The 13633-nt window shown below is 65.5% G+C and carries 15 protein-coding genes and 2 pseudogenes; 11 read left to right on the forward strand and 6 right to left on the reverse strand.

Annotation, left to right across the window (positions count from 1 at the left end; all coding sequences use genetic code 11):
• Window positions 1–312: 312 nt before the first annotated feature.
• Both QA634_RS35660 and QA634_RS34725 read left to right on the forward strand, forming a co-directional pair.
• Window positions 313–930 (forward strand): hypothetical protein, encoded by a 618-nt coding sequence (locus QA634_RS35660; protein ID WP_012336495.1) that lies wholly within the window; start codon window positions 313–315, stop codon window positions 928–930.
• Between the two features lie 390 nt (window positions 931–1320).
• Entirely contained in the window at window positions 1321–1701 is a 381-nt protein-coding gene (locus QA634_RS34725) for a hypothetical protein (RefSeq protein WP_012336496.1), read from the forward strand.
• Between the two features lie 46 nt (window positions 1702–1747).
• Here QA634_RS34725 and QA634_RS34730 read toward each other — a convergent pair whose 3' ends face one another.
• Window positions 1748–1897, reverse strand: coding sequence for a hypothetical protein (locus QA634_RS34730; protein WP_168169185.1), 150 nt, complete (start codon window positions 1895–1897; stop codon window positions 1748–1750).
• A gap of 471 nt (window positions 1898–2368) precedes the next feature.
• Here QA634_RS34730 and QA634_RS34735 point away from each other — a divergent pair, with 471 nt between their 5' ends.
• A complete protein-coding gene (locus QA634_RS34735) occupies window positions 2369–2605 on the forward strand; it encodes a hypothetical protein (protein ID WP_012336497.1) in 237 nt (78 codons plus the stop codon).
• Window positions 2606–2980: 375 nt separating this feature from the next.
• Here the strand turns inward: QA634_RS34735 and QA634_RS34740 are convergent.
• Both QA634_RS34740 and QA634_RS34745 read right to left on the reverse strand, forming a co-directional pair.
• Window positions 2981–3265 (reverse strand): annotated as a pseudogene (locus QA634_RS34740) (helix-turn-helix domain-containing protein); the annotation flags it as partial.
• A 15-nt stretch (window positions 3266–3280) separates the two neighbouring features.
• A protein-coding gene (locus QA634_RS34745; RefSeq protein WP_210161168.1) for an IS630 family transposase occupies window positions 3281–4335 on the reverse strand; the annotation gives its coding sequence in 2 pieces (ribosomal slippage) (window positions 3281–3843 and window positions 3843–4335; 1056 coding nt in all).
• A gap of 846 nt (window positions 4336–5181) precedes the next feature.
• Between QA634_RS34745 and QA634_RS34750 the strand changes: the two genes are divergently transcribed.
• Window positions 5182–5865, forward strand: a complete 684-nt coding sequence (locus QA634_RS34750) for a sigma-70 family RNA polymerase sigma factor (RefSeq protein ID WP_012336500.1) — start codon at window positions 5182–5184, stop codon at window positions 5863–5865.
• On the opposite strand, the gene QA634_RS34755 is transcribed toward QA634_RS34750, so the two are convergent.
• A complete protein-coding gene (locus QA634_RS34755) occupies window positions 5860–6492 on the reverse strand; it encodes a recombinase family protein (RefSeq protein WP_012336501.1) in 633 nt (210 codons plus the stop codon). The two genes, QA634_RS34750 and QA634_RS34755, sit on opposite strands and share 6 nt — an antisense overlap.
• Before the next feature lie 651 nt (window positions 6493–7143).
• Here QA634_RS34755 and QA634_RS34760 point away from each other — a divergent pair.
• From QA634_RS34760 to QA634_RS34785, 6 genes and pseudogenes are all read left to right on the forward strand, one after another.
• A complete protein-coding gene (locus QA634_RS34760; protein ID WP_012336502.1) occupies window positions 7144–7359 on the forward strand; it encodes a DUF6894 family protein in 216 nt (71 codons plus the stop codon).
• Window positions 7360–7498: 139 nt separating this feature from the next.
• Window positions 7499–7804 (forward strand): hypothetical protein, encoded by a 306-nt coding sequence (locus QA634_RS34765; protein ID WP_265576672.1) that lies wholly within the window; start codon window positions 7499–7501, stop codon window positions 7802–7804.
• Between the two features lie 182 nt (window positions 7805–7986).
• Window positions 7987–8414: pseudogene (locus tag QA634_RS34770) on the forward strand (hypothetical protein).
• A gap of 1159 nt (window positions 8415–9573) precedes the next feature.
• Window positions 9574–9801 (forward strand): hypothetical protein, encoded by a 228-nt coding sequence (locus QA634_RS34775; protein ID WP_012336504.1) that lies wholly within the window; start codon window positions 9574–9576, stop codon window positions 9799–9801.
• Window positions 9802–10124: 323 nt separating this feature from the next.
• A complete protein-coding gene (locus QA634_RS34780) occupies window positions 10125–10370 on the forward strand; it encodes a hypothetical protein (RefSeq protein WP_265576489.1) in 246 nt (81 codons plus the stop codon).
• A complete protein-coding gene (locus QA634_RS34785; RefSeq protein ID WP_265576490.1) occupies window positions 10337–10672 on the forward strand; it encodes a recombinase family protein in 336 nt (111 codons plus the stop codon). The genes QA634_RS34780 and QA634_RS34785 overlap by 34 nt, the downstream gene beginning before the upstream one ends.
• A 948-nt stretch (window positions 10673–11620) precedes the next feature.
• Here the strand turns inward: QA634_RS34785 and QA634_RS34790 are convergent.
• Window positions 11621–11938 (reverse strand): hypothetical protein, encoded by a 318-nt coding sequence (locus QA634_RS34790; protein WP_168169186.1) that lies wholly within the window; start codon window positions 11936–11938, stop codon window positions 11621–11623.
• A 350-nt stretch (window positions 11939–12288) separates the two neighbouring features.
• Here QA634_RS34790 and QA634_RS34795 point away from each other — a divergent pair, with 350 nt between their 5' ends.
• Window positions 12289–12642 (forward strand): hypothetical protein, encoded by a 354-nt coding sequence (locus QA634_RS34795; protein WP_265576491.1) that lies wholly within the window; start codon window positions 12289–12291, stop codon window positions 12640–12642.
• 638 nt (window positions 12643–13280) lie between these two features.
• On the opposite strand, the gene QA634_RS34805 is transcribed toward QA634_RS34795, so the two are convergent.
• The gene (locus QA634_RS34805; protein WP_012336508.1) at window positions 13281–13460 is read right to left on the reverse strand and encodes a hypothetical protein; all 180 of its coding nucleotides are present in this window, start codon (window positions 13458–13460) and stop codon (window positions 13281–13283) included.
• Between the last annotated feature and the right edge of the window lie 173 nt (window positions 13461–13633).

Consider the following 13633-nt stretch of genomic DNA (forward strand, 5'->3'; position numbering starts at 1 on the left):
CTCTGACGAGCCGGCAGCAAGGCTGACCGTGCAGGGCCGATGAGGATGACTGATCCGCGAACCTCGCCAGAGAGCAGATGGCCGGGCCTTTGGCGCGGCAGCAGGATCTCGACATCATCGATCGTGCGTGCGTGAGACGGAGCCTCGACGCCCTCGCGGTCTCGCTTAATGTCCTGGAGAGCTCCCGCAGGCTCGTGCCCGTGCTGCCCTACATCTCGCCCAGCGGCGCGATCGGCAGCCCTGCCGGCACGCCCGGAGCAGGTCGGGGCTAGCAGCAAGCCCCGCGACACCTCGGGACCGTATCGGGCCGCCATGCCGACCGCCGATCCTGCCGCCCTGGTCTCGGCGTGGAACCACGGCCTCGCCTCCCTCTCCCCCGGCCAGCCGCCCTGCCCGGGGTTCCGGCCCGACGAGTGGGGGACCACCCTGGAGACCTGCCGCCGCTTCGTCGACGAGTTCGGCGCCGAAGCGGCGCATCTCGGCTGGGACACGCTCACCCTGTCCTCGGCGCACCCGCAGGCCGGCATCGTCCGGGGCGACTGGTGCGGCGTCATGATGCCGTGCTCGTACCCCGTATTCGAGGTCACCGAGGCGTACCTGAAGAAGCACCTCTGGACGTCGTGGAAGCGCAAGCCGGGGGCTACCGCGGCGTGCCCGTTTGGGAGTTCAAGCGTGGCTGAGGCCGCCACCATCGAACGGCTGTACAAGCGCAAGCTCATCACCGATGAGCAACTCGACGCAGTCGTGATGAACTTTCTGAATGCTCCGAAGCCCGGTGCTCGCCCGCTCGTGGAGGGCGTCGCGATCGACGTCTGCGCGATCATGGCGGCCAACCCTCACGCTCGCGAGGTCTTGGCGGCGAGGGACTCGTCCGAGGCCGAGATACGCATGGCAGTCAGGACGGCGATCCTGATGGCGCAACCGGCATAGTGTGGAAGGGGGACCGCTCCTGTTGGAGCTAGACGGCCAATCGAGAAGCGTCTGATATCAGACCAAGCGACTAGTCGCAGTCATTGATGACCTGTGTAAACGCTCCATGTCTTGAGTTGGCCTACAAGGCGCTAGTCACTCTGACCCTGTCCTGTCAATGACAGTACCCGGTCGGCGTCACTGGCGGGTCGGGCGCCTCTCTATCATCGGGCCCGGCCCGCCTTCTGCTTGCGCAGCATTGGAACATTGATAATGCAGTGCCACCGAAGGAACCGGATTATAGAACCTGACAGACGATTAAAGTATTTCGCTTTATTCCTGATAATAGTCATATGTGGTCTCTGGGTGGGCGTCACGCTCGTCTAATGAACCCGATCTACGTCTTAGCTCATGACCCGCCGCCACCCCCGCCGCGCCTACGATGAGCAGGGTCGCGAGATCCCGCCGCCCAAGCTGGCGGACCTCCGCGCCGAGGGCGAGGCGGCAATGTTCTGGTCGAATGTTTCTACCGGTGAGAAGCTTTCACCGCAGAAAGATGAACTAAGGAGAGCCGGAATGGGCCAAGGAATATATAGGGCCGAAGCCACTTTGCATGAGCGGATTTGGCTCGTGGGCGTGCAGAAGAGCAAGGGTGATCCGCTCGACCTATTCGATCCCCAGAGGGCACGCCAATTGGCCGATGTGGTTGAGCGCCACGGGGACATGGCCTCTGCGGCCCTCGTGAGGGGGGCGGCAGATACGGCCGATCGGCGTAACCGGGGGGAGGAATAGCGCCGGAGCCCAGGCAGGCTGCGATAGCGGCTGCAACTATCTACGATCACGTCATCCCGGCGGTGAGCATCGCGGCGATGCCGGCGTTGCACTCCGCGTCCTCGACCCGGCCCCGTTCGGGCCCTGCGGCATGTACCTGCCCCTGGGCTTGGTGGCGGCGCCCCTCCTCGTAGTCCTGGCGGGCGATCCGCGACAAGGATGGATCAGTGGAGCCGCTGTCCCCTCTCGAAGCTGCTCTGGAGCGGCTGCACCGGGCGGGAGGCACCTACCCGGAAAGGCCAATGGCCAAAGTCGCCAAAAGGCAAAAACTCGCGGGAGCGTCTCTGTATTTGAGCGGTGGCGAATGTCTACCAGGGCATGAAAGCTTGGGCATAAGCACGGGGTCAGCATGGTAACGAAGCCGATGAACGAGCCGGAAGTCGTGATCCCGAACCAACGGTACTGCCTGCCTCGCATCTGCGCGCGATGCGGCACACTACCAGCCGACGAGGAGGAGCGAATGCGCATCCACCAGAAGCGGTTGTGCTTTGCGTGCAGTGAACCGCAGGTTTTGGAGAAATAGAACAACTGCTTATGCGCCCACGCGGAATCGCCGCGTCCAGGGTGCCTATCTGAAAGTCTTGCCGCCACTTGTGCGCACCGCAGTCTATACAGACCGGAGACACGGATGCACGATTGCTTCAGCAATGCTTACGTTTCTTTGCTCGATGCTATTGAGCATCACGAGAAAGTTGCGCTGTTCTTCGTAACGGCGGCGCATAAGGAGGCCCTCGCCGGCGAGGAAAGGAGAGCCGACCGCCTGCGCCGCTACGGGCGCGAGATGCGCGTGAAGGCGCTTCGGATGTCGGGCGAGGCCGCCGCTCTAGTGGACCGCTACCACTACCTTGCCTCACAAGAGCGTTGAGAGGCGCTTGGGCCGCAAGCCGCTGCTGCGCCACAGACCATTAACCGCGGTACGCCAGTCTCCACGTGAGCCGAGCAGGTCCCCCCGAATCGGCGAAGCGGCGGCCGGGCAAGACACCTGTTAGCCCGGCCGCCGCCCCGCTGATCACCGCACTCTGCGGATCCAGATGCGCTCCGCGCGCGGATGAGCGGCAACGACGAGTGCCAGGGCGCCAGCTGCACCAGCGAGCATCACAATCAGTTCGGACATGTGCCCCACCCCCGCCGCTGGATATCTGAGGCTGGCTGCTCGGCCCATGTGGCGGCCCGCCGCGAGATGATCGATAGTATGGGGTGAGAAGCGTCCACTACGGCGGAACGGCACTGGGTGGCGCATTCACTTAGGCGAGCGCCTGCGCTGACGAACACGAGCACCGTCTGGACGGTGCGCGCAACATAGCGGTTCAACCTGCTGGTGCTTCTTCCGCCATGCGCTTGGCGTCGTGCCGGTCCAGCGCCGGAAGGCGTGCGTGAACGCGGCCGGCTCGGAGAATTCCAGCGCGGCCGAGATCTCCGCCAAGCTCACGTCAGTGTTAACCAACAACTGCTTCGCAACCTTAAGCCGCGCTTTGTTAAGAACTTTCGTGAAAGTTGTGCCTTCGGACTTCAGCCGGCGGCTTATACCAACTCTCGCTGATCAGAACTCATGCGCCCAAGCGCGCAATCCGATGGAGATGATGCGCCAGGGCTGATCGGTCAGCCTGTTCCAGGCATGGCAGCAGTGGTCGAGAATGGCCTCGTCGGAGGCGAAGACCCGGTTGCCGAGCCAGTTCTCGCGCAGGAACTGCCAGACGTTCTCGACCGGGTTCAATTCGGGTGTGCGGGCTGGCAGCGGCAGCAGGGTGATGTTAGCGGGTACGGTGAGCCTTGTCATGTGCCAGCCGGCCTGATCGAGCAGCAGCACGGCGTGCGCGCCCGGCGCGACGGCCTTGGCGATCTCGGCCAAGTGCAGGGTCATCGCCTCGGGGGTGCAGCGGGGCAGGACGAGCCCGGCTGCCGTGCCGCGTGCGGGGCAGATCGCGCCGAAGATGTAGACGGACGCCGTGCGCTGATCCTTCGGGGCTGCCGGCCGTGTGCCTCGGCGTGCCCAGCGGCGCGTGATCGTGTTCTTCTGACCTACCCGGGCCTCGTCGGCAAACCAGACCTCTATCGGCTTGCCGCCCGTCGCCTGCGCGATCTTTGCCACACGGGCCGGGAAGGCTTTTTAAAAGCGTCGGCGGCCGCCGGATCCTGGGCGTGGTGGCGGGGGCGGGCCGAAAGTTTCCGGTAGCCCATCGCCCGCAGCACACGGCTCAGCGTCTGCTCGGAGACTGAGACGCCGTGGTCCTCAACCAGGATCTGGCGCAGATCCATCAGCCGCCAGCGCACCACCCCATGGGCAGCCGGGATCGGCCCTTGCTCGACCAAGGCACGCAGCGCGTCCCGCTGCTCGGAGGTCAAGCGCGGCCGTGCGCCGGGAGCTTTGCCGGTGATTAGCCCATCCGGACCCTCGGCGTTGAAGGCCAGCACCCAGTCCCGCACGGTCTGCAGCCCGACCCCGCCGAGTGCGGCGGCCTGCGTGCGTGAGCCACCCGCGTAGATCGCTGACAGCGCCAGAAGACGGCGGATCTGGGCTGCGTCACGCGAGGCTTTGGCCAACCGGCGCAGCGCCTCGGCATCGAAATCCGGTCGCAGCCGGATCGGAGCGGCCATGCCATCCTCCTCGGGCGAAAAGCCAGAGGACGGAATCACGAGCCGTCGCCCACCGCTACCCAGTGTGAGTCCTGCTCAGCGAGGGCTGGTATTAGTGTGCGCCGACTGAATTTAATCACCTCTGCGATTTCTGTTCCACTGATTGTCATTTCAGTCACAAAGGCGCGCAAACCTTGAGTGAATGTGTCTGTCATCTCTGGAGCGGATACGATAGCGTCGGAACGCATAGCTAAGCAATTCTAACAGACTTGTAAGTGTGAAATCAATACTTTCCATGGCGTGATAGCGCAACCTGCGGCCGGATCGACGAACCCTGTCGGGCCGGCATCTCGCGCGCGAGGCGGCGCGGGGCGCATAAGCGCGGTTACGGGGCCGCTCTCTTGGCGATCTTGGCGAGGTGCGCCCGGCTGCACCCGGTCGCCGCCTGGATCTGGCTCCAGGTCATGCCGATCGACAGCGTCGCTGCCAGGGCGGCGCTTGTTGGCTTCGCTAGTGCATTGACGCCTTCAAAAGGTACACCGCGCGGAGCGATTTCTTCGGCAATCTCAGCTGGTTAGCAATCGGTCACCTGATGCGAATGTCGGCGTCTGTGCACTAGTGGCCGATCCGGCCCCGATGCAGCTTGCCGTAGCCGATGAGGCTGACGCCGCACGTAGCGGCGATCAGGGCGGGAGCGGCGGAACAGTGCCCGCTACGAGCAGTCTCGGTGATGTCCAGGGCAACCAATCTGGCTCCTACGTAGTTTTCTGCATACCGTAATCCAACGATCCTCATAGATGAGAGGAACCTGAGCGGTAGCGACGTGTTTGAGTATAAGCCTACCTTTATTCCCCCAGGGGAACGCGCATGTCGTTCTATCTCTTCGGCGAAGCGGATGCCGCTTCGCCCAATCCTCCCGATTTGCCGCCATTCCTGCGTGACCATCTCGGTAAGCAGTTGCGTGCCGGCTACGCCGCGGTTGTGACCGGGCGGCAGCCTCAAGCGCTGCTCGACTTGGTCGCCCGGCTCGAGGACGCGCTGGCTAAAGTGGCGGCAACGAGGTCCTCGTTCGGCAACGACGTTCTGGCCCAGGTGCCTGCTCTGCGGCGTTTCGCGCTCACCCTCACCATCGACGCCACTCAGGCCGACGACCTCGTCCAAGAGACCCTGCTGCGCGCGTGGCAACACCAGCGCCGCTTCCAGGCGGGCACCTGCCTCCGGGCATGGCTGTTCACCATTCTGCGCAACCAGTTCTACACGACCTGCCGCAAGCGGCGCTGCGAGGTCGAAGATGCTGACGGTATGGCCGCGCAGAAGCTGGTCGCTCTGGCCGAGCAGGAGAGTGGGATCGAGCTGCGGGAGACCTGGGAGCAACTCGACAAGCTGCCCGCGTCGCAGCGCGAAGCCCTGCTGCTCATCGCCGTCCAGGGGCTCTCCTACGAGGCGGCCGCACGCCTGATGGGCTGCCGTGTCGGCACCGCGAAGAGCCGCGTCAATCGCGCCCGGATAGCCCTGGCTGAAGCGCTGGGCTACGAGCGCGCGCATTCATGAGCCGCTCGGCCCGGCAGCCGTCACCTGCTTGGCGATTTTGGCGAGGTGCGCCCGACTGCACCCGGTCGCCGCCTGGATCTGTGACCACGTCAGCCCGGCGGTGAGCATCGCGGCGATGCCGGCGTTGCGCTCCGTGTCCTCCGCCCGGCCCCTGTAGCGGCCCTCCGCCCTTGCACGCGCCTGTCCCTGAGCCTGCCGGCGGCGCCGGTCCTCGTCGTCCTTGCGCGCCACCGCCGCGAGCACGTCCAGCATCATCCCGTTCACCGCCTTGAACATCCGGGCGGTGAACTCGTCGCCGTTGCCGGTCGCCATCATCCAGCTCGTCGGCAGGTCGAGGGCGACCACCCGGATGCGCCGGTCGGCGATCTCGCGCTTCAGCCGCTCCCAGTCCGCCACCGTGAGCCGGGAGAGCCGGTCGACCTGCTCGATGAGCAGCACGTCGCCGGGATGGGCGTCGGAGAGCAGCCGGAACAGGGCCGGGCGCTCCAGGCGGGCGCCGCTCTCGGTCTCGGCGTACCACGCGGCGATCCGGAGCCCCCGCTCGGCGGCGAAGGCTTCGAGCTGTCCGCGGGCGCGCTGGGCGTCCTGCTCGTCGGTGGAGGCGCGGAGGTAGGCTCGGACGTGCACGGGCGGGCCGATCGGTTCGCTACGGATGGTTCACTGATCGGCGGTTCGTTTTGAATGATCGGCGCGCCTTGCTGAACCGACTCCGGGCTGGTTCGCCAGGGGTATACCCATCCAGAACCGACGCGGGCGCATGTCTGGAGCCGGGCCGCAGTCTCCGCAGCGGCTCTACGATAGGGAACGATCTACACACTACATGATGAATATCCTGGACCTCTCCGACTACGATTTTCTGTTTTGCATCTCTTTATCTATGGCTTTTCTTATGATCTTCCTAATATGCTCTCGAATTCTCTCGCTTCGCTCTGACGAGTTATCAGTCGCGCTATGTGCTTCGGTCTTGAACGGGTCGCGCATCGATTGGGTTCCCGGCGCCAGAGAGCGTGCATACTCAACAAATAGCCCAGCCTCTTTGGCTGGGCGGCATGTCGGCGTGACTACACAACCTACTCTGCCCTAACTCTGCTACATAGTGTAACGTTCCCCAAGTCACGTAGTCGTTACGGCCCATATCTGATCGTGCAGTTAATTTCATAATTCTTCGGCAGACACATTAAGCTTTCATAAACCAAGTATGCGCATTAACTTACCGCCGACTACGTAGGCTGCCGGACGGAGCCACGCCCCCGCGACCGCGCAGAAAAGGGTCACCTGATGCGGCGCTTCTACTTCGACCTCGCCGACGGGGTCACTACCATCCGTGACAAGGAGGGGGTCGAGGCCGCGGACCTGAATGAGGCGCTGGAGGCGGCCGAAGCCGTGATCCAGGAGATGAGAGCCAAGGGCGAGCTGGCGCACTTCGGGGACGGCTGGACCCTCTCCATTCGCCTGGAGGCCGGGACCGTCCTGGCGATCCTGCCCGTCGAGTAGCGGCTGATCGCAAAGGGTGTGGCGCTCGACCTCGCGGCGATCCTGCCGGCGCGGCCCGCGTAAGCCGGGACCTGCGGCAAGCCCCACCACACCTCGGGGGAGTATCGGGCCGCCATGCCGACCGCCGACCTAATCGCCGATCCTGCCGCCCTGCCCCGGCTTCCGCCCGGAGGACTGGGCGACCACCCTGGAGAACTGCCGCCGGTTCGTCGACGAGTTCGGCGCCGAGGCGGCGCACCTCGGGTGGGACACGATCCTGCTCTTCGGCGTCCACCCGCAGGCCGGGATCATCCGGGGCGACTGGTGCGGCGTGATGATGCCGTGCTCGTACCCCGTGTTCGAGGCCACCGAGGCGTACCTGAAGAAGCACCTCTGGACGTCGTGGAAGCGCAAGCCGGGGCGTTATCGCGGCGTGGCGGTGTGGGGGTTCGGGGGGAAGCCCTAAGCCTGGTGGTGGCGGCCGGACCGTTCGGGCGCCGGTCGCTTCGGTAGCCCGACCGCCTGCTGCACCGCCCCGCAACCGGGTGAAGCGTAACGATGCAGCACCCACGATGTAGCGCAGCCGAAGGTCTGGTGGAACCGCAAGCTCGGCCTTAGCCTGCCCCGATCACAGCGCGACCGCGACCCATGCCGATCCGACCCGAGCACCGCGGCTTCTACCCGATCGACTGGCCCCAGCTCTCGGCGGTGATCCGCTTCCGGCGCGCGGGCGGCCGCACCTGCAGCGGATCGTGTGCCTGTCCGACGGCCGCTGGTGGGATGCGGAGGACCGGACGTGGCGGAACGGCCGAGGGCAGCCCCTGCGGCGCGCGCCGGCCGTCGACCTTCTGGCGGAGGTCCGCACGACTCGGGTGGTGCTGGCGGCCGCGCACCGCAACCACGACACTTCCGACAACTCGGACGGCAACCTAGTGGCGCTCTGCCAGCGCTGTCACATGCTGCACGACAGACCGGAGCATCGCCGCCGCCGCTGGCTCACGCTGTTCAGCCGCAAGGCCTCAGGCGACCTGTTCCGCGGTCCAGACCCTGGCTGGCAGCAGTCAGGTCGCCTTTGAAATCGCGATACTCGCCGCACTTGCGTCCAATATCCTTAACGCTTTAACAAGCGCTCAGCCGGCATAAGCCGCTGCCAATATAACGGGAGGGAGATGGAATGAGACGCGAGTTAATCTATTGCGCACATCGCATTCACCAAGAAAATGGGATTTTTACGGCTAGAGAGGCGGTGCCCGGGCCTCAATCTTTCGAGTTTTTCTCCAAAGATCTTACTCGTGTTCAGGAAGCTATCGAGGAGATATGGGCTGCTGAGAGCAAGACTTTACCAATGCCAGGGTGGTTTAGAGGTGCCCTGGCTTCCCGAAAGCAAGCGCGGGTCGATCTCGATAGTTTGGCGTAACCGCGGTCTATCCCTCCACATAGGGCGGCGCCCAGGCGCGGGGCTGCCCGTCCTCTAGGAAGGCGTAGACGATCGGCAGCTCGGCCGGCATGGACAGGCTCGTAATGGTAGGGTGAGGCGCGGGCCCGGGTTTCCCCTCACCGGTCGAGCGTGATCAGGGCTGCCGGTCAGGCCCGCATCTCATGTAAGCTGTGCTATAAGAACCAATCGACGGCGCGCATCCGTGCAAACCGCGGAGCGGTGCCGCTGTCCCCAGCGCGCACGCAATCGCAGCGCCACGAGCGTGGCCCACATCTCGGTGATGAGCCGCTGCAACCCCCGCCACGCCTGCGACGGGTAGGGCCAGGAGATCCCGCCGCCCGCCATTGGCTAGATACACGCCGAGGGCGACCGCACGGCCTTCGTGCAAGCAAGCGGAACCGTTCTCAAGCTGCTGGGACGGCGGTCGGCGGCACGGCCAGTGGCTTCTCCGGCACCGTCGTGCCCTGCACCGGCCCCGGACGCGGCTCTCGAACGGCTTCGGCGGGGCGTGGAGCGGGACGTGGAGCAGTCGGCAGCGGGAGATCAACCAAAACGACGCGACCGCTCAGCGGGTCGAGAATGCGGATCTGCGCCATGCACGCCCCCTAGGGAGGAACGACCAGGGTGTGCCGATCGAGGTAGGAAACCGTAAACGGCCCGACGTGCGCCACGACCCGCGTGAAAGTGCCGGTCAACGGGGCAGGCCCGCCTTGACGCGGATCAGCGCGTCTCCGGTCCGACGGTGCGATGGCATGTGTGAATGCGCGAGTTGGCGTTAGGGACCAGCAAGCCGAGCCATGAAGGATGTCCCGCAGCTACTAGCCAATCGCGGCATGTCGGCCGCCACTCCCCGGCTCAGGCTGTTCGCCACGAGCGCCTACTACGCCTTCATCCTCGAGCCGTTCGGCCGCTGCAGCGACGTCATCGCGCTCAGCCGGGATCTCGTGCTGATCCCGACCTACGTCATGCTCTGTGGGCCCAAGGCGGATGAAGAGAGCCCGCCGCGGCAGGACCGGGCGGGCTGAACGTTGCTTGTGACGGAACGCGTCGATTGGGTCGACTAGGTTGGGGCGTTGGGCGGGGACGTTGTCCTGTTCAATCAAGCCCGTCGAATAAAGCGTGAACAGATCGCAATCAATCTGAGAACGGGACCACAGCCTGGATTGATCTAGATCAGAAACATCAAGAACAAGCTGAGAACAGGCATGGCCAGCGGCAGATACATCGCCTAATACAGGGTTTCGACCGGCAAGCAGGGCCGGTCTGGGCTCGGCCTCGACGCTCAGCGCCAGACGGTGCGCGAACGGCTGAACGGGGGGAGTGGTCGATCGTAGGTGAGTTCACGGAGGTGGAGACCAGCACCAACAAGAGGGTGCGGCCTGAGCTGGAGCCCGCACTGGCCTTCTGCCAGGTGATGGGCGCGAAGCTGATCGTGGCGAACGTCTCCCGCCTGATCCAAGACCCGGATTTCATGAGGAAGCTGGTCGCCACCGACGTGGAAGTGGAGTTCTGCTATCTGCCAAACGTCGAGGGGCCGGTCGGGAGGTTCATGCTTAGACAATGCTCAGCGTGGCCGAGCTTAAGGCCGGCATGATCGCGGAGCGGACCCGGAAGGCGCTCGCGGCCGCCAAGGCTCGGGGCGTCAAGCTCGGCGGTGACCGGGGCAACCTGTCGGCCGACAATGTGAAAGGGCGCGCGGTCAGCTTGAAGCTACGGCAGGCGCAGGCCGATCGGCGCTCATCCGATCTGTCGCCGATCATCGCCGAAATCCGCGCTGCTGGTGCTTCCTTGCTGCGGAAGATCGCGGCCGAGCTGAACGCGCGCGGCGTCCCCACGGCGCGCGGTGGGTCCTGGAGCGCGGTCCAAGTACAACGCGTCCTGGCGCGGACGGCGTAACCCACCGCAAAATGGACGCCGCGGCTCGCTGATCCGAAGACATCCTGGCGCGGTTGGCGTCGTAACGGGCGCGCCGCAAGGAAGCGTGACACTCACCCCAGGTCCCGTCTGGGAGCCGGGAAACAGCAGCCCGTCCGTGGTCACGACAGGCCCCTGCTAATATATCAAACAAAGACACCGAACCTGAATCGCCGGTCGTTCTCTGGGAGGTGCGAGCACAGTTTAGTCCATTAGGACTAGTCCTCTGCCAACTCTTGTGAATAGAACTCTTGGCCGGATCGCTTACACTCGTTCCCAATGACAGCCGGGAAAATGGCGATGAACTGGGAGCGTATTGTACGGGAGGCGAGCAGTCTCCTCCGAGTGCTCGAGCGCCTTGAGGAGGAATCGTTGCAGGCTGGCCCTGACAGCTGCGCCGTGGCGAATTCCTTTCTGATCGCTCAAGAGAACATCCTGAACGCCGTCCTCGCAGTCGAGGAAGCGCGCACTCGCCAAGAGCAGGAGGAGTGGCGCCGCGGGTTTGAGGCGTGCGCTGGCGGGTCGGTAGCCCCGTGAGCCAGATGCTCAATCCGAAGGTGGCATGAGGGGTGGCCCGGAATGCAGCCCCGGGAACGACATACGGGATGGCGCGATTGATCCCAGTTGCCGGGATCAATCCTTCGGCACGCTAGCCTCAACACTAGCCGGCCGGGCCACCCCCGTGCCGGCTTCTCTTTGCCACCTGGAACCAGCTGCTGGCCATCTCGGTTGGTGTAGCAGCACGATGAAGCTCTTGGTGACAAGACCGAACGCCCGGCAAGGTCATAACCCTCCGCCGGGTGTTCGTGTGTCTGGGAGGCTGAAGAACAGCGCTCCGGCAATAGGGTTGGACATCGCCGGGGTGCACCGCGAGACGGATCGGCCCGTGCATGATCTCACGGGCAGCGTCTCCAGCGGGAGCACTGAAACTCAGACGGGGACCTTGCGAGGGCGCTCACGACCGCGGCGGGCCGGCTTGGGCGGGCCTTCGTGGTCGATCGCGACGCGCTCGTGGGACACGACGGGGTGCACCTCACCGAGGCTCGCATCCGCGTCGCGCTCGCGGCCCTCGAAGCCTTCGGGTTGGTTGAGCAGGTTGAGGTCGCCGGCTCGGCCTTCCGGACCACCGCGCGCGGGCTGCACTGTCGGCCGGTTCAGTGGCGGTTCGGCCGTGACAGCCTGCCCGCTTTCGCTACGGCCAACACAGCCGCTCAGCGGGCCCGTGGCGGCCATTGGCGGGACAAGCATTTTTTCTCCTGCCGGCGGCTGCGCGGCGCTCCTGCCGCCCTGGTCTCCGCGTGGACCCGCGGCCTCGCCTCCCTCTCCCCCGGCCAGCCGCCCTGCCCGGGGTTCCGGCCCGACGAGTGGGCGACCACCCTGGAGAACTGCTGCGGCTGCGGGCGACCCGCGGTTGCCGTGCATCGCGATCGGACCCGACGCCGTCGCTCCCGCCCAGATCTGGTTCGGCTCCAGCCCCGAGTCGGATAGGGACCGCGCCCATGTCATCGCGGAGCCCGTCGGACGTTCGGCTGCTGGTCTACGGAGAGCGGAGATGCTCCGGGCCCTCTGCACCTGCCTTGGCGGCTGCCAGAGCCACGATGGTCGGCGTCCAGGCAGCGGGGCTGGCCGGCATCGTCGACGTGATCCTGACGGTTCGGGACGACGTCACGCTCGAGATCTCGTTCGTCGCGACGCTTCGCGAGCGCCGGAAAGGCCATGCCGGTCAGGCGATCGGGATCATCAGCCGGGCAGCCGATGCCACCGGGGTGATGCTGATCCTGAAGGCGCAGGGCTGCCCGCCGAAGGGAGCGCGCCGTGTCCTTGGCACGAACGAGCTCGTGCGGTTCTACGAGCGCCGAGGGTTTCGCGTCGTCTCCGCAGCCTACGGCGGAGGCGTCCTGATGGAGCGCCCACCGAAGCGTCAGAAGCCCGTGAGCAGGTGCGCGGCCTGATCCGCTCCTCAGGAGGCCAGGCCGCCACCGTTACGGTTTGATCGCGGGCGAGGGGTTGGTCGGCGTGGCGGGAGAGGGTGGCGTCGGAGCCGCCGGGCTCCCGGTCGGCGGGCTTGCCGGCGCGGCGGTCGTGGCTGCCGGCGGGTTTGCCGTGCTGGTCGTGTCGGCCTTCTCATCCTTGCATGCGGTGAGCGCGAGCAGCGCGATGAGGGGCAACAGGGTGCACGCACGCACTGGTGTTCCTCCTCTGATGGGCGCTCTCCCAAGGACGAAGGAACGCGATGTTGCTGAAGCGGTTCGGGCTCGAACCGCTGGCAGGCCACCCGGCGCGTATCAGCCATTCGGGCCGCCGGCACGACCTCGCATGGTGGGATCGCCACGGCGCTGAACGCGCGGCATCCCGGCGCCGTGTGGGGGCTCACGGAGGGATGTGCAGGTCCGCCGTGTGCTGCAGCGTCTGGGGGTGCGGGGGTGGGCGTGGCAGCGGGCCGGAAGGAAATCGAGAGACGGAGACCCTCGGCCCGCTGGTGGCCCCTCCGGTCCGAGCGCTCAGGCCGGAGGATGAGACTGCCACACGCGCGAGGTGTAGCTCGCCCGCATCTCCGCGCCATACGGGGTGAATACCGACACAGGGCAGGTCAGGAGCCGTTCCCTGCGGGGATGCTCGCCCGAAGCAGATCGCCCGCATCCGAAGCAATCGCGGTATCGAGGACAGCGAGGCTCACGCCGGCCACCAGGAGCAGAACGCTGGCACCAATTATAGCAAGCGTCTGGAGGGCGCTGAAACCACGCTCGCGCAGTTGGCGGTAGAGGCGCATCCGTTGCTCGGGACTGATGCCGATCAGGAGGAAGAGGTGACTGGGTCGGCAGGTCTGGTCCGGCCGCCAGGGAGGCCAGCGAGTGGGGCGCTCGCCTGTCCGGAACCATGGGGCAGTCGGGTTAAGGTGTAGTGTAGGTGCACATCAGGGTGCCGCCGACAGGCCGAATGTGT

Source organism: Methylobacterium sp. CB376, assembly GCF_029714205.1.
Classification (GTDB): domain Bacteria; phylum Pseudomonadota; class Alphaproteobacteria; order Rhizobiales; family Beijerinckiaceae; genus Methylobacterium.